Source organism: Methylosinus sp., assembly GCF_036560965.1.
In the GTDB taxonomy this organism is placed as follows: domain Bacteria; phylum Pseudomonadota; class Alphaproteobacteria; order Rhizobiales; family Beijerinckiaceae; genus Methylosinus.
Window position 1 is genome coordinate 25,623 of the sequence record NZ_DATBQF010000058.1, and the last position, 20,394, is coordinate 46,016.

The following is a 20,394-nucleotide window of genomic DNA, read 5'->3' on the forward strand; positions in this document are numbered from 1 at the left end:
TCAGCGCTTCCACAGAGCGTGGAGCAGATGCGGCGGCCCGCGGCCGGAGCCGAGCGCGAGCGCATCCGCCGCCGAAAGCGCGTCTTCCAGATAATCCTTGGCGGCGCGGATCGCCGCGTCCAGCGGCGCGCCCAGCGCGAGATGCGCCGCTATGGCGGAAGAGAGCGCGCAGCCCGTGCCGTGCAGATTTTTCGTCGGCGCGCGGCGCCCGTGAAACTCCTGGACCGTCTCGCCCGCGACGAGAATGTCGAGCGGCTCGCCCGAAAGATGGCCGCCCTTCATCAGCACGGCGCGCGCCCCGCAGGCGAGAAGCGCGCGGCCCTGCTCGACCATCTCTCGCGCAGCGACAGCCTCGCGCGCGCCGAGCAGAGCGGCGGCCTCCGGCAGATTGGGCGTGACCAGCGCGGCCAGCGGAAAAAGGCGCGCGATCACGGAGTGGATCAGCCCGGCGGAGGAGAGGGAATCGCCGCTCGTCGCGACGAGGACCGGATCGAGAACGATGCGCGTCGCGCCGGCGCGGGCGAGCGAATCCGCCACGCAAGCGGCGATGGCGGGCTCGGCCAGCATGCCGATCTTGACCGCATCCACGTCTATATCGGCGAAGACGGCGTCGATCTGCGCGGCGACGACCGCGGCCGGAACCGCATGAACGAGGCTCACCCCGCGCGTGTTCTGCGCGGTCAGCGCCGTGATCGCCGCCATGCCATAGCAGCCGAGCGCCGAGAATGTCTTGAGATCGCCCTGCACGCCCGCGCCGCCGCTCGGATCGGAGCCGGCGATCGACAGGAGCTTGGGAATAAGGGCCGTCGTGATCGGGGTGGCCATGATCTGAGCCGTCATGTCGCCTCCCGCTCGCGCGCTATTTTTTCGGCAGCGTCAGCACGCCGGCCGCGCCATTCTCGGCGCCGACCACGAGCCGCGTTCCCTTCGCATCCCAGCAGAGCGCGGAGATGCGCGCCGGCGCGCCCTCGTCCGGACGGCGCACCAGCAGCTCGGAGGCGTCGGTCAGGCGACAGAGCAGCACCATGCCGTCCTCATAGCCGATCGCCACGGCGAGCGCGCTCGGATGAAAAGCGACGCGCGTCACCTTCACCTCCGGCCGCACGCCGCATTCGCGCGGCGGCTCGCCCATCGGCCCGTCCTTGGATTGGAAGGGCCAGACGACGCAGGCGTCGGCGCCCGAGGTGGCCAGCCATTTGCCGTCATGCGACCAGGAGAGCGAGCGCGTCTTCGCCGGATAGCCGGCCATGCGCATATTCTTGCCATCGGCGACGCGCCAGCCGTGCAGCATGTTCTCCTGCATGGAGGTGAGGACGAATTTGCCGTCCGGCGAGATGCTGGCGTCGAGATGCGAGCCCTTCCACTCCAGCAGCTCCGGCGCGCCGGCGTTGGGAAACCACAGCGAGACGCCGTTGTAATGGGCGATGGCGAGCCGATAGCCCTTGGGGAAAAAGGCGATTCCGCGCGAGCTCGACGGCAGCGGCAGCGTCTTGACCTCGCCCTTGGGCGTTTGCGCGCGGAGCGCTCGGCCGACCGACCAGGCGAGCGTCCCATCGGCGCGGGCGGCGACGGCGTCGATCCATTTGCCGTTTTCGTCGGCGACGGTCTCATGGCCGCCGGCGTCGGAGGCGATGACGAGCCCATCGTCGCCGCCGGTGATCAGCCGCCGTCCGTCGGCGGCCGCGACCAATATGGCGCCGTCCGGATGCGCGACGGAATGGCGGACATCGCCCGCTTCGCCGGGGAAAGCGAGCCGCCCGTCGGCGAGCGCCAGCACGGGCGCATCGCCGAGAAAGACCGCGGCGACGACCTCGGCGCCGGCGTCGAAGGGCGTGAAAGCGGAAGTGAGGGAAGCTGGAGCGCCAAAGGTCACGATTCGGATCGCCTCGGGGAAAGGCCGCGGCGGCGCGGCCGTACCTCTATAGCGGATTTGCGCGGCGATGGCGCCCGTTATCTTGCGCGAGGGCGAGCGCCAAATAGCCGTGGCGCCGTTCTTTCATGCTCGCTCGCGTATCGAACGCGAATGGACGAACCCGATGCAGCAAAAGCCCGACGACGACGATTACCTTGCTCTCTTCGGCCGCTACAAGGAGGATTTCGGGGACGTCTATATGGACCCGGAAGACGAGCGCTTCCGGCTGCTGTTCGATCAGATCTGCCGGATGCTCACTCAGCCCTCGTCGTTCAATCTCAGCCTGCCGGCGCAGTTCCGAGCGACCGCCACCCATTATCTCGAAGGCGACCCCCACACCGTCGCCCATATGAAGACGATCGAGAACCGCCATTTCATGCTGAGCGACCTTTTCGACTACATCCATCTCGTCAAGACGATGGGCGGCTCCTGGGATCAGCGCGGACGGTGATCCGGCGAAAGCCGCCCGCCTTCGAGACGCCGCTTTCGGCGCCGCTCGGGATGACGAAAACCTCCCGCGATGTCGGCGTCACGCGGCCGAGACCGCAGCGGGGACGGGCTCCGCGGCGGCCGAGGCGAGAAACGCCCCGAGCGACATCGGGCGGCTGAACAGAAACCCTTGCAGGCGCTGGCAGCCGGCGAGGCCGAGCACATAGGCCTGCTCCTCGCTCTCCACGCCCTCGGCCGTCACCGCCATGTCCAGCGCATTCGCCATATGAATGGCGCCGGCGACGAGAACGCCCGTCGCCTTGTCGGTCGTCACCCGATCGACGAGCGATTTGTCCAGCTTGATGCGGTCGAAGCCATATTTCAGGAGATAGGCGATGCTGGTGTAGCCGGCGCCGAAATCATCCAGAGCCACGGCGACGCCGAGCGTCTTCAGGAAGGAGATCACCCCCGCCGCCCGCTGCGGATGATCGATCAGATAGCCCTCGGTCACCTCGAGCTCCAGGCGCATGGCGGGAAAGCCCGTCTGCATCAAAATGCGCATGACCCCCTGCTCGAAATCGGGATCGCGGAACTGGGCGGGCGACACATTGACGGCGAGCTTGATCGCCTCGACGCGGAGAAAATCCTCGCAGGCCCGGCGCAGCACGAACAGGCCGAGCTGATTGATGAGCCCGCTCCGCTCGGCGATGGGGATGAACTGGTCGGGAGACAGCTCGCCCTCCGGCCGGCGCGGCCAGCGCAGCAGGGCCTCGACGGCGACCACCCGGTTTTCGAAAGCGTCGACGATCGGCTGATAGACGACCTCGAGCTCGTCCGCCCGCAGCGCGCGGCGCAGCTGATCCTCTATGTCCTGCTGCCGCTGGCGCTCGAGGTCGAGATCGGGCGAATAGACCCTCATCCCCGATTTGCCATTGGCTTTGACGTGATCCATCGCGACATCGGCGCGGCGAAACAGCTCCTGCGCGTCGCAGCCGTCCGGCTCCGCGCAGCAGACGCCGACGCTCGCCCCGATCTGAACCGCGCGGTCGCCGATGCGGATCGGCGGCGCGAGCGACGCCAGCACGCCGGACACGAAGGCGCGCGCCGCATGCTCGGCGTCCGGGGTCGAGATCACCGCCGCGAATTCGTCGCCGCCGACGCGCGCCAGCATCGCCCCGCGCGGCAGGACATGCACGAGCTGCGCGGCGACGATGTCGATGAGCCGATCGCCCGTGGCGTGGCCGTAAGCGTCGTTGACGTCCTTGAAGCCGTCGAGATCGATATAGACGACGGCCGTGGGAAGCGCATCCGCGGCCTGGCGACCGCTGCGCTCGTCGAGATGCGTCATCAGCGCGCGGCGATTGGGCAGGCCGGTCAGACTGTCGATATTGGCGAGCCGGGAATTCTCGTCGCTCAGCCGCTGCGTCTCCGCCTGCTTCTCGCGCAGCGAGCGGCGCGACGCCACCAGATGGGCGAAGTCGCGATAATAAATCATCAAAATCGCGATCATGCCGATGGCGGCGAGCGCCAGATTGACCGCCGCCGCGCGGAAATGCCCGTCATCGGCGAAGAAGAAGAACAGGCTGAACGGCGCGACGCCGACCAAGGTCACGTTCAAAGCCGCCGAGCGAAGATGCATCAGGCAGAAATTGCAGCTGATCATCGTCAGAGCCAGGAAGAAGACGATCTGCGCCTTCGCATAGGCGTCGCCGTCGCCATAGGCGAAGAGCGCGAGCCCCCAGGCGGTGAAGGCCACGGCGATGAAAAAGGCGAGCCTATTGGTCCGCTGCATGTGCCGTATGGCGATATCGTCCGGCACCTGCGTCCGCCCGATCCGCCACCAGCTGAACCCGCGCACGAGGCAGAGCAGGCACAGCGCGCTCGGCGGATAGAGCGAGAGCCAGGGATGGCCGAATTTCACGAAGGTGAACATCACCGCGAGGGCGTTGGTCGCCAGGATGAAATAGAGAAGCGGGATTTGCCGCGCAAATGCCCGAAACTGCGCGCGGATCAGCTCCACGTCATCGGTCGGAACGCTCAGCGAGGAATGAAGTCTTCGAATGAGATTTTTCTTCAAGGTCAGCGACCTTTCAGGCGCTCGTCAGGCGAAAAACAGAAATGGCCGCCAGCAGAGCTTAGGAAAAATCGGTAGAAAACTGGTTAAGGGAGGAAGCTCTCCTCATCTCGGCGCCGCGCGACGCCGCGTCGTCAGGCGGAGGCCTGGACGAAATGCGAAACGGACCAATGTCATGCGGGGGCCGGCTCCCCCGTCGAGGAGCCGCGCCTCGTGATGCACAGAATTCCGAGGAGCCAAGCATGAGCACGAGCAGCGTATCCGGCGATCCGTTTCGCGGCGGCCCTTTCGACCTGGACAGGCTCGCGGCCAAAAACGCGACCCTCGCCCATAATTGGTGGGCCATCGCATTGCGCGGCCTCGCCGCCATCATTTTCGGTCTGATCGCCGTGTTCCAGCCGGGCGTGACGATCCTGTCGCTGGTGCTGGTGTTCGCGATCTTCGCCGCCGTGGACGGCATAGCGACGATCATCGCAGCGGTGCGCGCCGCGCGTCAGGGCGAGGCCTGGCTGTTTCTCTTCCTGGCCGGGCTGGTGAAGATCGCAGCGGGCGCTTTCGCGGCCTTCTGGCCGGGCATCACCGCCCTCGTCTTCGTGCTGGTGTTCGGCGTCGGCGAGGTGATCGGCGGCGGCCTCACCTTCGGCTCGGCGCTGGATCTAAAGGAGGATCACGGCCGCTGGTGGCTGGCGCTCGGCGGCCTGCTCGCCGTGGTGTTCGGCCTGTTCCTGCTGCTGACCCCGGTCATCGGCGCGGTGGTGCTGACCTGGTGGGTCGGCATCTACGCCATAGCGCTGGGCGTCGTGGAGCTCGTTCTGGCCTTCCGCCTGCACGCGCGCCATGTCGATCATCCGCCGCTGGCGCATCCGCAAGGCGCGTGAATCAAAAAAATCGGGGCGCCCGCAGCCACAGGCGCCCCGTGCCCCCTCTCCGCCCCCGCGGAAAGCCCGATGGAAACGCTAGTCGATCGAGGAAATCTTGATCGCCTGGTCGAGATCGGCGTGAACCACCTTGAGACCCGCCTTGGCGACGGCCGCCTCATCGGCGTACCAGGTCGATTCATGGTCGAGGCCGCCGTATTTGTTGAAGACCATCACATATTTGGCCTTCAGATCCACCTCGCAGCGCAGCCCTTTGCCGGGCTGGCCGATGGGCCGCATCTTGCCGTCCCAATCGATGAAATAGCCCCCGGTCTCTTCGGACATTTCCTGTTCCCTTTCGGACATTGGTCTCCGTAGCCGCGAGCAAGCAGCTTTCGGGCCAGCCCCCTCGATATCGGATGCACACAATCCTCATCGCTCCCGCGCGACGTCCTGGCCGGGCTTGTCCCGGCCAGGACGAGTCTTTCCGTGGAACTCCACCCCGGACCGCTTCTCGGTCCGACTCTCCCCCTAAAGGGGAGGGTGAACACGCCCTGTCGGCGTTCGGATGTTGCAGCGGGCGGGCGATTTTCTTAAAACGCCCTCATGACCCTTTCCCCCGCGCTCGCCATCACCCGCGATCTCCTTCGCTGCCCCTCCGTCACCCCGGCGGACGCCGGCGCGCTCGGCGTGCTCGAGCAGCGCCTGAAGGAGGCCGGCTTCACGACGCATCGGCTCGTCTTCAGCGAAGAGGGCATGCCCGATATCGACAATCTCTTCGCCAAGATCGGCGAGGGGCGGCCGCATCTCGTCTTCGCCGGCCACACCGATGTCGTGCCGAGCGGCGACCCGGCGCGCTGGCGCTTCGATCCTTTCTCCGGCGAGATCGCCGACGGCAAGATTTTCGGCCGCGGCGCCTCCGATATGAAGGGCGGCATCGCCGCCTTCGCCGCCGCCGCGATCGACTATGTGAAGCGGCATGGCGCGCCCGCGGGCGCCATCTCCTTCCTCATCACCGGCGACGAGGAAGGCCCCGCCGTCAATGGCACGGTGAAAATGCTCGATTGGGCCAAGGCCCATGGCGAGGTCTTCGACCATTGCATCGTCGGCGAGCCGACCAATGTCAAAGCGCTCGGCGACACGATCAAGATCGGCCGGCGCGGCTCGCTCAACGGGCGTCTCACCGTGCGCGGCAAGCAGGGCCATTCCGCCCATCCGCATCGCGCGGACAATCCCACGCCCATCGTCGCGCGCATCGTCACCGCTCTGTCGACGCATGTCTTCGACAATGGGACGGAGCATTTCGACCGCTCCAATCTCGAGGTGACCTCGATCGACATCGGCAATCAGGCGGCCAATGTCATTCCCGGCGAAGCGCGCGCGCGCTTCAACATTCGCTTCAACAATGTGTGGACGCTGGAGACGCTGCAGGCGGAAATCCGCCGCGTCATAGAGGAGGCCGCCGCCGGCGCGACGGTGGACGTCGAGTTCCTGCCCTGCAATTCGCTGCCCTTCCTCACCGCGCCCGGCGATTTCAGCGCGCTGGTCGCGGATGCGATCGAAGAGATGACGGGACGCCGCCCCGGCCTTTCGACGAGCGGCGGAACCTCGGACGCGCGTTTCATCACGCGCGATTGTCCGGTGCTGGAGTTCGGCCTCATCAACGAGTCGATCCATGCGGTGGACGAGCATGCGCGGCTCGAGGATGTCGACGGGCTGACGGCGATCTACGAGCGCATCATCCAAAAATATTTCGCGCGCTGAGACCTCCGTTCCTCGTAGACAAAAAGGCTCGCGCTCCCTTCTCCCGCGCAGGGGGAGAAGGTGGCCCGACGAAGTCGGGTCGGATGAGGGCCGCCGCGGTTCTCCGCGCTCTAAATTGCAGATGATGTCGTGGCTGGACGAGCCCTCATCCGACCCTCGCTGACGCGAGGGCCACCTTCTCCCACGAGTGGGAGAAGGTGCGCGCCGTTCGATTGCAGAACCCTCACCCCGCCAGCGCCTGCTCCGCCGGCACGGCCAGCGTCCATTCGAAACCGTCGGGCGGAAAGCCGATCGTCGCCTCGCCGCCGAGCGCCTGCGCGACGAGGCGCTTGATGACCTTGTGGCCGAAGCCCTCGCAAGGCGACTCCGGCGCCGCCGGCCCGCCGAACTCGCGCCATTCGACGAGAAAGCGCGCGTCCTCGATGCGCCAATGCAGCTCGATGCGCCCCTCGGGCTGCGACAGCGAGCCATGCGTCAGCGCGTTCACGGACAGCTCGTGCAGCGCGAGGCCGATATTCTGCGCCGCCTCCGGCTTCAGCATCAGATCGGGTCCGCCGGCGCGCGTCTGCTCCTCGACGCAGCCGGCGTCGAGGCAGTAGGACAATTGCGCGCGCGCCAGCTCCGTCATGGAGGCGCCGCGCCAATCCTGCGACACCAGAAGATCATGCGCCATGGACAGCGCCTGCAGCCGCGCGGCGAATTTGCGCTGGAAATCCTCGAGCGAAGGCGCGCCCGCCGCGGTCTGCCGCGCCATGGCCTGCACGACGGCCAGAAGATTTTTGGAGCGATGCACGAGCTCGCGCAGCAGCACATGGACATGGTCCTCGCGCCGCTTGCGATCGGTGATGTCGCGCGCCGTGCCGATGATGCGCGCCGCGCGCCCGCCCTCGAAGAAGGTGCGGCCACGCACCGCGATCCAGCGCTCGACGCCATCGGTCTGGCCGATGACGCGATATTCCGCCTCGTAATCGCCGAGCTGTCCGGGATCGAGCGCGGACGGCCCCGCCTCTCGCATGCGCGCCGAATCCATGCGCGCCTTATCGTCTGGATGCAGCGCATTGCGGAAAATCTCGGAGCTGCCGGGCGCGTCGTCCGGCAGCGCCCAGAGCGCGCGCACGCGCGCGTCGAGATGCACCTCGCCGGTGACGAGATCCCAATCCCAAATTCCGGTGAGGCTCGCGTCGAGCGCCATGCGCATGCGCTCGAGCGCCAGCGTATCGTCGCGATCGTCCCGCCGCTCCGGCGCGGACGACTCGCCCATGCTGTCGATGTCCGTCAAGGCCGACCTCTCGACGCCCGCCGCCCGCTTCGAGTGGCGGCGAGCATAGCCGAACCTGCGTCGGCGGGCGAGGACCTTTCGTCATTGCGCGCGAAGCGAAGCGATCCAGCGCCGTGAGGCCTCCGGATCGCGGCGTCGCTTCGCGCCTCGCAATAACGAGAGTGCGAGGAAAACGCGCCGATGGGCGTCGCGGTTCCGACCGTCACACGTCCAATTCCGTGGCGAAGGCGGCGTGCTCCTGGATAAAGGCGAAACGCGCCTCGGGCTTTGCGCCCATCAGCCGCTCGACGCAATCGGCGGTCTCCTCGCGCTCCTCGCCGGCGATCATGACCTTGAGCAGCGTGCGCTTCCTGGCGTCCATCGTGGTTTCCTTGAGCTGCGCCGGCATCATCTCGCCGAGGCCCTTGAAGCGGCTCGTCTCGATCTTGCCCTTGCCGGTCAGCACTTTTTTCACCAGCTCGTCGCGATGCGCATCGTCGCGCGCGTAAATGGTCTTGGCGCCTTGCGTCAGCTTGTAGAGCGGCGGAACGGCCAGATAGAGATGGCCGCCGTCGATGAGCTTGGGCATTTGCCGAAAGAAGAAAGTGATGAGCAGCGACGCGATATGCGCTCCGTCGACATCGGCGTCGGTCATCACGATGATCTTGTCGTAGCGCAGATCCTCGTCGCGATAATGCGCGCCGACGCCGCAGCCGAGCGCCTGCGTCAGATCGGCGAGCTGCTGATTGGCCGCGAGCTTCTCGCGGCCGGCCGAAGCCACGTTCAAAATCTTGCCGCGCAGCGGAAGCACGGCCTGGCTGGCGCGGTCGCGCGCCGCCTTGGCCGAGCCGCCGGCCGAATCGCCCTCGACGATGAAAATCTCCGAGCCCTGCGACGAGGTGTTGGTGCAATCGGCGAGCTTGCCGGGCAGGCGCAATTTGCGCGTCGGCGATTTGCGCGCCTGCTCCTTCTCGGCGCGGCGGCGCAGGCGCTCCTCGGCGCGCTCCACCGCGAAATCGAGCAGCCTGGTCGCCTGCGACGGCGCGCCGGCGAGCCAATGGTCGAAGGCGTCGCGCACCGCGCCCTCGACGAGGCGCGAGGCCTCGACATTCATCAGCCGCGTCTTGTTCTGCCCCTGGAACTCCGGCTCGCGGATGAACACGGAGATCATCGCCGCCGACTGGCCCATGAGGTCATCGGCCGTCACCAGCGCGGCGCGCTTGGCCTGGCCGATGCGCTCGGCGTGATCCTTCAGCCCGCGCAGCAGGGCGAGGCGAAAGCCGGCCTCATGCGTGCCGCCGTCGGGCGTCGGAATCGTGTTGCAATAGGAATGCGAAAACCCGTCCTCGTTGGAAAACCAGGCGATCGCCCATTCGAGCGAGCCATGGCCGCCCTCGCGCTCCACCTTGCCGACGAAGGGCTGGTCGGCGACGAGCTCCTTGCCCTCGGTCTCGCGGGCGAGATAGTCGCGCAAGCCGCCGGGAAAGCGCAGCACGGCCTCGGCCGGCACGTCGGAGCCGGGCTCGATCAGCTCCGGCGCGCAGCGCCAGCGGATCTCGACGCCGCCGAAGAGATAGGCCTTGGAGCGCGACATGCGAAACAGCCGCGACGCCCGCCAATGGGTCGCGGGGCCGAAAATCTCCGCATCCGGCTTGAAGCGCACCTTGGTGCCGCGGCGATTGGCGATGCGGCCCAATTGCTCGAGCTTGCCTTGCGGAATCCCGCGCGAAAAAATCTGTCGATAGAGCTGCTGGCCGGTCGCCACCTCCACCTCGACGCGCTCGGACAGCGCATTGACGACGGAGACGCCGACGCCATGCAGGCCGCCGGAGGTCTGATAGGCGCCCGAATCGAATTTGCCGCCGGCGTGCAGCACGGTCATGACCACTTCCAGCGCCGACTTCTTGGGGAATTTCGGATGCGGGCCGACGGGAATGCCGCGGCCATTGTCGATGACGGTGAGCCAGCCGCCCGGCTCGAGCGTGACCTCGATGAAGCTGGCGTGGCCGGCGACGGCCTCGTCCATGGCGTTGTCCAGCACCTCGGCGAAGAGGTGATGCATGGCGGCTTCGTCCTTGCCGCCGATATACATGCTCGGCCGCCGCCGGACGGGCTCGAGCCCCTCCAGCACCTCGATGGAGCTGGCGTCATATTCCGCCGGCGCCTTGGGCGCTTTCGCGGCGGGAGGGGCGACGGGCTTGCGCGGGGCGCCGCCGAAGAGATCATCGGATTTGGCCATGAGGGGGATTTTAGCGATTCGTGAAGGGAAGCGCGAGGGGGTATGAGAACATACAATGAACTTCTTTGAATAGGGACGTCCGCCTATCTCGGGCTCCGCCTGTTCCAAGCCGACCAGAAAGAAAGCTGCGCCGGACATGGAGCCGGACCTGGAGCCGGACCTGGAGACGAATCGGGAAAGGTTTCCTCATCCTGAGGAGGCGGCGCAGCCGCCGTCTCGAAGGACGAGGAAACCGTCAGCGCCTCCTTTAAGGAGCCCGCCCGTGCTTCGAGACGGTCGCTTCGCGACCTCCTCAGCCTGATAGCGCGGCTGATCGTCCTTGGCGCGTCCGCCGCACCCAGCAATTGATCGAAAATCTCCCATCGGCGAAGCACCCGCTATCGCAGCGCGTCGGCCGCACCTCATGAGATGAGGCGGATGGAAAGGCGACGAGACGGTCGCAGACCGGCGCCAGGTCCACAAAGCCATCCCGCGCATAGAGCCGCAGCTCGCCGCCCTCGAAACGCTTGGGCGACGCATGAAAATAATAGACGAGCGTCAGCGCCCTCACGCTGTCATGTCCGTCCGGCCGCGGCGGCGCGTCGGCATGGCGCTTGAAGAAGCCGCCGTCGCCATAGCGCACCATCTCTATCTCTTTTTTCGCCTCGTACGGCGGAGCGACGTCCAGCTCGCGCGTCAGAAGCGCGAGGATCGCATCGACCGCAACGGCGAAAGCCGCACGCAACGCACCGAGCTCGAGGAGATGCGACGAGTCGCGCACCGATGTGTCGACGCGCGCCTCTCGCTTGCTCGTATAGAAACGCGATTGCTGAAACGCGCTTTCATGCGCGAGCGCGAATTCCATCAGCTCGCACGCGCGCGCCTCGCCGAGAAAGCCGTCGATCACGACATGCGGAGGCGTGGCGGCGGGCATAGGCGCATCCATTGCGGCGGAAAGCCTCGATAGAGCATAGAAAGCCGCATCGGGGAAGCGACGCCGCGCTCAGCCGTGCAGGGCCGCAAAGCGCGCCTTTCGCTCGGCGAAACGCGGCGTCACGAATTCGACCAGCGCCTCGCCCGCCGTCTCCGGCCGACCGCTATCGAAGGGCGGCGCCGGCGCATATTCGATCGACAATTGAATCGCGCGCGCCGCTTGGTCGCCGGCGATATCGGCCGCGAGCGTCAAGGCGAAATCAATTCCCGCCGTCACGCCGCCGCCGGTGATCACGCGCCCGTCGCGCACGACGCGCGCGGCGTCGGGCTCGGCGCCGAACAATGGCAGAAGATCGCGCCAGGCCCAATGACAGGCGGCGCGCTTGCCGCGCAGGAGGCCCGCGGCGCCGAGCACGAGCGAGCCGGTGCAGACCGAGGTCACATAGCGCGCGCCTTCCGCGAGCCGGGCGATCGCCGCGAGAAATTCACGATCGACCGAAGCCGCCTCGACGCCGGGACCGCCGGGAACGCAGAGCAGATCGCAGCGCTCCACCGTCGCGAGCGCGCGCGTCGAGCCGAATTCCAACCCCGTGTCGGAGATCACAGCGCCGCCTTGGCGCGAGGCGACGACGACCTCCGCGCCGGGCAATCGCGACAGCACCTCGAACGGGCCGGTGAAATCGAGCTGGGTGAGGCGCGGAAAAACCGCGAACACGATGCGAAAGCTCTGGTCGGACATATTGAGACTCCTATTTCTGTCGAAAATCCTGCAACGGTCGAAGCGCCTCAAGGTAAGCATCCAGCGCCGCTTTGAGCTTATTTGCAGACTCTTTATTTACAGAATAGCCTAAAACGACCCCATTTGAGGTAATAGAAAATTGATTTTCTATGATTGAACAATTCATTATAACGAATGTGCTTCCAAATGGCTTCAGTGCATGCTGCATAGCCTTCTGGTGATTATTTGTCATTTCCGCACCATGCGCCGCAAAATGCCTCAAATCAGCAAAACGTGGAAAGCTTTCAGCAAAAATACTTGCCGACTTTTTTCTTGCAACCGCGTCTACGTAAGGTTCGAGTGTTGGGCATTTGGGTATCGACGCATTTATACCCTGTGTGATCTGATAAAACTCGTAGATAGATATCGCGCCTGATCGCGCGGCGATAAGCCGCCAATTCTTATGCAGGTTGAACTTACCCACATCGATGCGGTTTGGGTTCGCTTGCGATTGCAGTGATGGATTGCTGCAATGCTCAAAAAGCTCAACCGCTGCCGCAAAGCTGTCGCATACGCTGGAAAGCGAAGCGACGTTTCGTTGTAACGAGAGTGCTTCATCCCGCTCGCTTTGGGGAAGACCATCGAAGTGGAGTGAGAACATGACGCCCCATATAAATCAGTGATGGATTCGCGAGACGCATGCGACGACGTAACGTCGAACAAAACCAGAGCAAATGTGCAGGTTCTCGTGTCGAAGCGAACAGCTTCCATGCTCACCGATTGCGCGGTATGCGGACGCAAAAATCGACGTAAGCCATTGAATTGGCGGAAGGGGTGGGATTTGAACCCACGGTAGGGTTTCCCCCACGGCGGTTTTCAAGACCGCTGCCTTAAACCACTCGGCCACCCTTCCGAACCCGAGGACCCCGCGAGGGGCCGCGCGACGGTCAGCCTATCGCTTCTCTGTCGCCGCGCGTCAACCGGCCTAGCGAAACCATACGTAGACGATCGCAATCGCCAGAGCGAGGACGAGGCCGAACAATGCATTGCGAAGAAAGCCGCCTTCGAACTCCTCCATCCCCCGCCCCTCCCATGAGCCGTCGCGTCGATTCGACGCATTTCTAAAGCTGCATTCAACGCTGAGAATAGCCCATGAGGACGGTTGATTCCCAGGGGCCGTTCTCACTCGGGAGCCCGGCGAAGGCCGGGCTCTTTTGTTTTCGCGAGACTTTGCCGGCACTCGCTGGCGGCGGCGCTCCGACATTCCTTCTTTGGAGCGAATTCTGCTCGATCGAACGATTCCGTTCGATCGGAAAGCGCTCTAAGCTTCGCCCGCAACCAAGAAGCCCGCATCCGAGAAGCCGACATGCCGCTCTATTTCGCCTATGGCGCCAATTTGGACGTCGCCGCAATGGCCGCCCGCTGCCCGCAGTCGCGCCCGCTGGGGCTCGGCCGGCTCGCCCGCTTTCGCTTCGCCATCATGGAGACCGGCTTCGCCACCGTCGTCCCGGACGCCCGCGCGCAGGTCCATGGCCTGCTCTACGATCTCGCCATGGCGGATGTTGCCGCCCTCGATCGTTACGAGGAGGTGGGCCGCGGGCTCTACCGCAAGGTCGTGCAGCCGGTGCTGCGCGCGCCTGTCGGCTCGGCGCGGGCGCTCGTCTATCTCGGAGCTGCGACCCGCGAGGGCGCCCCGGCCCCGGGCTATGTCGAGAGCGTCGTCGCGGCGGCGCGGGAGCTCGGCCTGCCGGCGGCCTATATCGCTTTTCTGGAGAGCCTCACGCCCTCCGCGCAGCAGAGGATGAGCCGAAGATGAGCGCCTTCCCCGTTCCGACCGTCCATACGCTCGCCGAGCTGCGCGAGCGCGTCGCGCAATGGCGGGCGCGCGGCGAGCGCGTCGGCTTCGTCCCCACCATGGGCGCGCTGCACGAGGGCCATCTCTCGCTGGTCGAGGAGGCGCGCCGGCGCGCCCGCCGCGTCATCGTCTCGGTCTTCGTCAATCCCACGCAATTTTCCGTCGGCGAGGATTTCGAGCGCTATCCGCGCACGCTCCCGGCCGATGTCGAGACGCTCGCCCGCGTCGACGCCGATCTCTGCTATGCGCCCGCGCTCGAGGAAATCTATCCGCCGGGCTTCGTCACCGCCGTCACTGTCGGCGGGCCGGCGGTCGCCGATCTCGAGGATCGTTTCCGGCCGACGCATTTCGCCGGCGTCGCGCTCGTCGTCGCCAAGCTGCTCAATCAGGCCGACAGCGACGTCGCCGTCTTCGGCGAGAAGGACTATCAGCAATTGCTGGTGATCGAGCGTCTGGCGCGCGATCTCGATCTGCGCTCGGAGATCGTCGGCGCGCCGACGCTGCGGGAGGACGACGGCCTCGCAATGTCCTCGCGCAACATCTATCTCGCCAGGGAGGAGCGGCTCGCCGCGCCCGCGCTCTATCGCGCTCTGAGGGAGGCGGCGCGGCGCATCGCCGAGGGCGAGCCGATCGGCCATGTGATGGCCGAGGCGCGCGAGCAGATCGCGGCGAAAGGCTTCCTCATCGATTATCTCGAGGCGCGCCACGCCGAGACTCTGGCGCGCGTCGCCCGCCGCCACGATGGGCCGATCCGGCTGCTGGTCGCGGCAAAGCTCGGCGCGACGCGGCTCATCGACAATGTCGCCGTCGAGGCGGCGCCGCCGCAGTGAGAGAACGGCGATGAGAGGACGACGATGAGCGAGGCGCGGCTCGTGTTCCGCATCACCGTGCGCGGCCGCGTGCAGGGCGTCGGCTTTCGCGCCTTTGTCGCGCGGGAGGCGCGGCGCCTCGCGCTCGCCGGCTGGGCGCGCAATTGCGACGATGGCGCGGTGGAGATCGTCGCCGCCGGGCTGCGCGACGCGCTGGATGCGCTGGTCGAAACGGCGCGGCGCGGACCGCCGCTGGCGCGCGTCGACGATCTGCGACAGGAAGAGACGAGCGAGGCCGCTCTCGTCGAGCGGCGTGGCGATGTGGAGTTCTGAATCATGCCGCTGCGGAGCGATGAGGATTTCGACGCGCTCGCCGCGGCCTTCGCCGATCTGACGACGCGCGCCGGCGCGATCGCCATGGCGGTTCTCGCCTCCCCCACCATCGACGCGCGCGCGAAAAAGGATGCGAGCCCGGTCTGCGAGGCGGATGAGAAGATCGAGGCCTTTCTCACGCCGCGTCTCGCCGAGCTGATGCCGGGCGTTCCCATCGTCGCCGAGGAGGCCGCCGCCGCCGGCGCCGATTTCGCCCGCGCCGAGACCTTCCTGCTCGTCGATCCGCTCGACGGCACGCGCGAGTTTCTGGCGCGCAGCGGCGAGTTCACCGTCAACATCGGCCTCATCGTCGCGGGCGCGCCGCGCGCCGGCGCGGTCTACGCCCCGGCGCTCGGGCAATTATGGTTCGCCGGCGCGCGCGCTTTCGCCGCCGATGCGGAGCCCGGCCAGCCGGCGCCGCCGCGGGACGCCTGGCGCCCCTTACGCGTGCGCGCCCTGCCCATCGCGGGGCCGACGGCGCTGGTCAGCCGCTCGCATCTCGACGAAGCGACGAAGGCCTTTCTCGAAACGCATCGCGTCGCCGCCACGCGCGACGTCGGCTCCTCGATCAAATTCTGCCGGCTGGCGGAGGGCGCGGCCGATCTCTATCCGCGCTTCGGCCCGACGATGGAATGGGATACGGCGGCCGGCGACGCCGTGCTGCGCGCGGCCGGCGGCGGCGTCGTCGATCCGTCCGGCCGACCGCTCGTCTACGGCAAGGCGGGCGACGCCTATCGCAACGGGCCCTTCATCGCTTACGGCGACCCCGCCGCCGCAAGACTTTGTTAAGACCGCCGCGAGATTCTCCTTCCCGCGAGGAGGCGCCGCCGAGGCGCCATAGGCGCGACACGATCGCATCGAAAATCAGCCGACTGATTCGCTTTCGCCGCAACGGGGGTTTTCGTCATGCGCGCCGCACTTTCGATTCCGAGCCAGACGCTCCCGACTCGCAGAGAGATGCTCGCTCTCGCCGCGGCCGCCGCGCTGTCGCCGCCGGCGCCGGCGCGCGCCGGCTATGGCGAGCGGCCGGAGCAGAGATTGGAGCCCATGTCCGGCGACGAGGTGGTGCGCAGCGGCCACCGCTTCTTCGGCGCGATCGCGCGCGATCTCGCGCAGGGCGTCGAGCAATTGGCGCAGCGCTGGGGCCGGCCCAACGCCTATGTGCTCGGCCAGGAGGGATCGGGCGCCTTCGTCGGCGGCCTGCGCTATGGCGAGGGCGTCATGTACACGCGCAGGGCCGGCCAACGCCGCGTCTATTGGCAGGGGCCCTCGCTCGGCTTCGACGCCGGCGCCGATGGCGACCGCACCATGATGCTCATCTATAATCTGCCCGCGGTGGACGCGATCTACACGCGCTTCGGCGGCGTCGCCGGCTCGGCCTATCTGGTCGGCGGATTGGGCTTCACCGAGCTCTCGGCCGACGGCGTCGTCGTCGCGCCCATCCGCGCCGGGCTCGGCGCGCGATTGGGCCTCAATCTCGGCTATCTGAAATTCACGCCGGAAGCGACGTGGAATCCGTTCTGACCGGAGCGACGCCGTCTCACCGGCGCCGCGCGAAAACGATCTGCGTGTCGCCATAGCGGCGACGCTCCGCCTCGACGACGCCTTCGGGCAGAACGAGCGGCGCCTCGGCGCCCTCTTCGACGAGGATCAGCGCGCCCTCGGCGAGCCAGCCGCCTCCGACGAGGCAGGCGAGCGCGCGCGTCGCGAGATCGCGGCCATAGGGCGGATCGAGAAAAGCCAGGGTGAATAAGTCGCCCGCCGGCGCGAGGCCGAGCTTGGTCGCGTCGCGACGGAAGACGCGCGTGACGCCGCCCACGCCCAGCGTCTCGACATTGGCGCGCAACAGCGCGCGCGCCTCCGCGCCTTCGTCGACGAAAAGGACTCGCTCGGCGCCGCGCGACAGCGCCTCGAGGCCGAGCCCGCCCGTGCCGGCGAAGAGATCGACGACGCGCGCGCCCGAAACCGGATCGTCATAGGCGTGGGCGAGAATATCGAAGATGGTTTCGCGCAGGCGATCCGAAGTGGGACGGATCGCCTGCGATTGCGGCGCCTTCAGCGCGCGGCCGCGAAAGGCGCCGGCGACGATGCGCATGGGCTAGCGCGGCTTGCGCGGCGCGCCGCCCGGCTTGCGCGGACCTCCGCCGGGCTTGCGCGGACCCTTGCCTGCTGGGCCGGCGCCGCGCGGCTTGTCGCCCCCGCGAGGCGGCCCACGGCGCGGCGCTTCGCCGGCCTTGCCGTCGCGACGCGGCGGACGAGCGTCGCCGTCCTTGCGCGGCGGACGGCCCTCGCCTCCCTCGCGACGCGGCGGACGCCCTTCGCCATCACGACGCGGAGCCCGGCCTTCGCCGGCCCCGAAGCTCGCCCCGCTGCGCTCGAAACGCTTCGCCCCCTCGCCCGTGCGCGGACGCGAATCCGCTCCCTCGCGACGCGGCGGACAGCCCTCGCCATCGCGGCGCGGAGGACGCGCCTCGTCGTCGCGGCGCGGAGGGCGCTCCGCTGTGAAGCGACGCCGGACGGGCGCCTCCCCGCTCGCGGCGCGCGGCGGCGAGCGACGCTCGCCCGAGCCCGCCTCGCCCTCGTTTCGCTCGGCGCGGAAGCGGCGGGCGTTGCGCGTCGTCGCCGGCTCCTCGGCGCGGCGCACGGACACGATCTTCTCCACCGGCACGGCGCGGCCCTTGCGGTCGCTGGTCGCGGCCCTCTCGATACGAGCGCGCGGGCCCTTGCCGCGGGTCTCCTCGCGCTCGGCGCGCAGCGTGTCGACATGCTTGCGCGAGCGCGTCTTGGCGCGCTGACGCGCCTCCTCGGCCGCCACATGGGGCGGCTCGTCGGTCTCGCGCCGCGGCGAGGAGAAATCGACGCCGGCGAGATCGGCCAATCCCTTGCCGAGCTGCTCGCGCAATGTCTTCAGCCGCACCTCCTCGACGACGCCCTCCGCGATGTCGCCGAGCTGGAAGGGACCGAAGGAAATGCGAATCAGCCGATTGACGTCGAGCCCCAAATGCTCGAGCACGCGCTTGATCTCGCGGTTCTTGCCTTCGCGCAGCGTCATGGAGATCCAGACATTGGCCCCCTGCACGCGGTCGAGCCTGGCCTCGATCGGCGCATAATCGACATCGTCGACGGTGACGCCCGCCTTCAGCGCATCGAGCCGCGCCTGATCGATATCGCCGTGCGCGCGCACGCGGTAGCGCCTGGTCCAGCCCGTCGCCGGAAGCTCGAGCGTGCGGGCGAGGCCGCCGTCATTGGTGAGCAGCAGCAGGCCTTCGGTGTTGATGTCGAGCCGCCCGACGCTGACGAGGCGCGGCAGATCGGGAAAGCGCTCCTCCAGGAAGCCGAAGACGGTCTCGCGTCCCTCCGGGTCCTTGGCGCTGGTGACGAGGCCGGCGGGCTTGTGGAACAGAAACAGCCGCGTGGGCTCGCGCTCCGCCATCGGGGCGCCGTCGATCTCGATGCGGTCGCCCTCCTGCACATTGAAGGCGGGGCTGTCCAGCACGCGTCCATTGACGGAGACGCGCCCCTCGGCGACCCAGATCTCGGCGTCACGGCGCGAGCAGGCGCCGGCGCGCGCCATGACCTTGGCGATGCGCTCGCCCTCGAAGGCGCTGGCGGCCGAATCGTCGGGCGCGGGCTTTACCGGCGCGCGACGACGCGGCGGCTGGTCGCCGCCGTCCTTACGGCGGGCGGGTCTTTCTGGCTTTTTGTCGGTCATGGGCCCTGATAGCAGGTCGAAGGGCGGAAGAGAAAGGCGCTGCGGCCGCTTTTTCACTCGTCATTCGCCATGAATCCGAGTTATGGCCTCAAATCCCCTAGGGAGTTGCGCCCTCGCCCCGCGAAAGGCGGCCGGCCTCCCCTATTTCGGCGCATAGAGGCAACAGACGTCTGGAGGCGGTATGGCTCATCTGATCGTGCATGGCGGACGCCCGCTCAGCGGCAGGATCGTCCCTTCCGCGAATAAGAACGCCGTGCTGCCCATTCTCTGCGCCACGCTGCTGACCAGCCGCCCGCTGCGCATCCATGGCGTGCCGGAGATCACCGACGTCAAGAAGATCCTCGAATTGTTCCGCACGCTCGGCAGCGATGTGCGGATGGATTTTGCGACCGGGCTGCTCGAGCTGCGCCATGAGGACACGCGCTTCGATCCGTCCATCCATCGCCTGCCGGCGGAGATGCGCTCCTCCATCATGCTGGCCCCGCCGCTGCTGGCGCGTTTCGGCGTCGCCCGCATAGAGGACGATGTGAAGGGCTGCACGCTCGGCGCGCGCGAGATCGATCCGCATATAGAGGTGCTGAAATCCTTCGGCGCGACGATCGAGCGCAGCGACGATTCGCTCGTCATCCGCTCCGACGGCCCGCTGCGCGCGACGCGGCACTGGCTCGACTACGCCTCCGTCACCACGACGGAGAATTTCGTGCTGTGCGCGGCGCTGGCCAGCGGCCAGTCCAAGCTCACCAACGCCGCCTCCGAGCCGCATGTGCAGGAGTTCTGCGCCTTCATGCAGACGCTCGGCGCGCGCATCTCGGGAATCGGCACCTCGCAGCTGACCATCGACGGCGTCGACGCGCTCTCCGGCGGCGAGTTCCATCTGATCGAGGATTTCCACGAGGTCGCGACCTTTCTGGCGCTGGGCGCGATCACCGGCGGCGGCGTCGAGGTGAAGAATTCCGCGCCGGATCAGTTTCCGCTGATCGACCGCACCTTCGCGAAATTCGGCGTGCATGTCGTCCATGAGGATGGCTGGTCCAAGACCAGGGCCAATGGCCCGTTGAAAGTGGCGGAGCCCTTCACCCGCAATGTGCTGCAGAAGGTGGAGGCGGCGCCCTGGCCCTATCTGCCGGTCGATCTCCTGCCCATCTTCATCGCGCTCGGCGTCAAGGCCGAGGGCAGCGTGATGTTCTGGAACAAGGTCTATGACGGCGCGCTCGGCTGGACCGGCGAGCTCTCCAAATTCGGCGCGCATGTGTTTTTGTCGGACCCGCATCGGCTGATCGCCTTCGGCGGCAAGCCACTGGTCCCGGCGCAGGTGGAGAGCCCCTATATCATCCGCGTCGCCATCGCTCTGCTGATGCTGGCGGCGAGCATCGAAGGGCGCTCGATGATCCATAACGCCACGCCGATCAAGCGCGCGCATCCGCGCTTCGTCGAGAATTTGCGCATGCTCGGCGCGGAGGTGGAATGGACCGGCGGGGATTGA

At 67.2% G+C, this 20,394-nt stretch carries 20 protein-coding genes and 1 tRNA gene; 9 read left to right on the forward strand and 12 right to left on the reverse strand.

Annotated features, from left to right (window positions below; translation table 11 throughout):
- Both thiD and VIF40_RS14930 read right to left on the reverse strand, forming a co-directional pair.
- Positions 1-840 carry a bifunctional hydroxymethylpyrimidine kinase/phosphomethylpyrimidine kinase gene (thiD, locus tag VIF40_RS14925; protein WP_331938305.1) on the reverse strand — a complete coding sequence of 280 codons (840 nt, stop codon included), beginning with the start codon at positions 838-840 and terminating at the stop codon, positions 1-3.
- A gap of 19 nt (positions 841-859) precedes the next feature.
- Positions 860-1,873, reverse strand: coding sequence for a WD40 repeat domain-containing protein (locus VIF40_RS14930; protein WP_331938306.1), 1,014 nt, complete (start codon positions 1,871-1,873; stop codon positions 860-862).
- An 82-nt stretch (positions 1,874-1,955) separates the two neighbouring features.
- On the opposite strand from VIF40_RS14930, the gene VIF40_RS14935 reads away from it, so the two are divergent.
- Entirely contained in the window at positions 1,956-2,363 is a 408-nt protein-coding gene (locus VIF40_RS14935) for a hypothetical protein (protein ID WP_331938307.1), read from the forward strand.
- Between the two features lie 78 nt (positions 2,364-2,441).
- Here the strand turns inward: VIF40_RS14935 and VIF40_RS14940 are convergent, their stop codons facing one another.
- The gene (locus VIF40_RS14940) at positions 2,442-4,418 is read right to left on the reverse strand and encodes a putative bifunctional diguanylate cyclase/phosphodiesterase (protein WP_331938308.1); all 1,977 of its coding nucleotides are present in this window, start codon (positions 4,416-4,418) and stop codon (positions 2,442-2,444) included.
- A 239-nt stretch (positions 4,419-4,657) separates the two neighbouring features.
- Here VIF40_RS14940 and VIF40_RS14945 point away from each other — a divergent pair, with 239 nt between their 5' ends.
- Positions 4,658-5,293, forward strand: coding sequence for an HdeD family acid-resistance protein (locus tag VIF40_RS14945; protein WP_331938309.1), 636 nt, complete (start codon positions 4,658-4,660; stop codon positions 5,291-5,293).
- 78 nt (positions 5,294-5,371) lie between these two features.
- Here the strand turns inward: VIF40_RS14945 and VIF40_RS14950 are convergent, their stop codons facing one another.
- Positions 5,372-5,617, reverse strand: coding sequence for a hypothetical protein (locus VIF40_RS14950; RefSeq protein WP_331938310.1), 246 nt, complete (start codon positions 5,615-5,617; stop codon positions 5,372-5,374).
- Positions 5,618-5,878: 261 nt separating this feature from the next.
- Here VIF40_RS14950 and dapE point away from each other — a divergent pair, with 261 nt between their 5' ends.
- Positions 5,879-7,036 carry a succinyl-diaminopimelate desuccinylase gene (dapE, locus tag VIF40_RS14955; protein ID WP_331938311.1) on the forward strand — a complete coding sequence of 386 codons (1,158 nt, stop codon included), beginning with the start codon at positions 5,879-5,881 and terminating at the stop codon, positions 7,034-7,036.
- A 223-nt stretch (positions 7,037-7,259) separates the two neighbouring features.
- Here dapE and VIF40_RS14960 read toward each other — a convergent pair whose 3' ends face one another.
- The 6 genes from VIF40_RS14960 to VIF40_RS14985 form a co-directional block, all read right to left on the reverse strand.
- Entirely contained in the window at positions 7,260-8,315 is a 1,056-nt protein-coding gene (locus VIF40_RS14960) for a sensor histidine kinase (protein WP_331938312.1), read from the reverse strand.
- 202 nt (positions 8,316-8,517) lie between these two features.
- The gene (gene parE / locus VIF40_RS14965) at positions 8,518-10,533 is read right to left on the reverse strand and encodes a DNA topoisomerase IV subunit B (protein ID WP_331938313.1); all 2,016 of its coding nucleotides are present in this window, start codon (positions 10,531-10,533) and stop codon (positions 8,518-8,520) included.
- 292 nt (positions 10,534-10,825) lie between these two features.
- A complete protein-coding gene (locus VIF40_RS14970; protein ID WP_331938314.1) occupies positions 10,826-11,446 on the reverse strand; it encodes a 2OG-Fe(II) oxygenase in 621 nt (206 codons plus the stop codon).
- Positions 11,447-11,515: 69 nt separating this feature from the next.
- Positions 11,516-12,184, reverse strand: coding sequence for a DJ-1/PfpI family protein (locus VIF40_RS14975; RefSeq protein ID WP_331938315.1), 669 nt, complete (start codon positions 12,182-12,184; stop codon positions 11,516-11,518).
- Between the two features lie 10 nt (positions 12,185-12,194).
- Positions 12,195-12,824 (reverse strand): hypothetical protein, encoded by a 630-nt coding sequence (locus VIF40_RS14980; RefSeq protein ID WP_331938316.1) that lies wholly within the window; start codon positions 12,822-12,824, stop codon positions 12,195-12,197.
- A 162-nt stretch (positions 12,825-12,986) separates the two neighbouring features.
- A tRNA-Ser gene (locus tag VIF40_RS14985) sits at positions 12,987-13,076 on the reverse strand.
- A gap of 453 nt (positions 13,077-13,529) precedes the next feature.
- Here VIF40_RS14985 and VIF40_RS14990 point away from each other — a divergent pair.
- The 5 genes from VIF40_RS14990 to VIF40_RS15010 all read left to right on the forward strand — a co-directional run bounded on the left by VIF40_RS14990 (position 13,530) and on the right by VIF40_RS15010 (position 16,723).
- On the forward strand, positions 13,530-13,979 hold the full coding sequence (locus VIF40_RS14990; protein ID WP_331938317.1) for a gamma-glutamylcyclotransferase family protein: 450 nt from the start codon (positions 13,530-13,532) through the stop codon (positions 13,977-13,979).
- On the forward strand, positions 13,976-14,848 hold the full coding sequence (gene panC, locus VIF40_RS14995) for a pantoate--beta-alanine ligase (protein ID WP_331938318.1): 873 nt from the start codon (positions 13,976-13,978) through the stop codon (positions 14,846-14,848). The genes VIF40_RS14990 and panC overlap by 4 nt, the downstream gene beginning before the upstream one ends.
- Before the next feature lie 24 nt (positions 14,849-14,872).
- Entirely contained in the window at positions 14,873-15,160 is a 288-nt protein-coding gene (locus VIF40_RS15000) for an acylphosphatase (protein ID WP_331938319.1), read from the forward strand.
- A 3-nt stretch (positions 15,161-15,163) separates the two neighbouring features.
- Positions 15,164-15,988 carry a 3'(2'),5'-bisphosphate nucleotidase CysQ gene (cysQ, locus tag VIF40_RS15005; RefSeq protein ID WP_331938320.1) on the forward strand — a complete coding sequence of 275 codons (825 nt, stop codon included), beginning with the start codon at positions 15,164-15,166 and terminating at the stop codon, positions 15,986-15,988.
- 168 nt (positions 15,989-16,156) lie between these two features.
- Positions 16,157-16,723, forward strand: coding sequence for a DUF1134 domain-containing protein (locus VIF40_RS15010; protein ID WP_331938321.1), 567 nt, complete (start codon positions 16,157-16,159; stop codon positions 16,721-16,723).
- Between the two features lie 16 nt (positions 16,724-16,739).
- On the opposite strand, the gene rsmD is transcribed toward VIF40_RS15010, so the two are convergent.
- Both rsmD and VIF40_RS15020 read right to left on the reverse strand, forming a co-directional pair.
- Positions 16,740-17,294, reverse strand: coding sequence for a 16S rRNA (guanine(966)-N(2))-methyltransferase RsmD (rsmD, locus tag VIF40_RS15015; RefSeq protein ID WP_331938322.1), 555 nt, complete (start codon positions 17,292-17,294; stop codon positions 16,740-16,742).
- Positions 17,295-17,297: 3 nt separating this feature from the next.
- Positions 17,298-18,911, reverse strand: coding sequence for a pseudouridine synthase (locus VIF40_RS15020; protein WP_331938323.1), 1,614 nt, complete (start codon positions 18,909-18,911; stop codon positions 17,298-17,300).
- Between the two features lie 181 nt (positions 18,912-19,092).
- On the opposite strand from VIF40_RS15020, the gene VIF40_RS15025 reads away from it, so the two are divergent.
- Positions 19,093-20,394: a UDP-N-acetylglucosamine 1-carboxyvinyltransferase gene (locus VIF40_RS15025; RefSeq protein ID WP_331938324.1), complete on the forward strand. Its 1,302-nt coding sequence runs from the start codon at positions 19,093-19,095 to the stop codon at positions 20,392-20,394.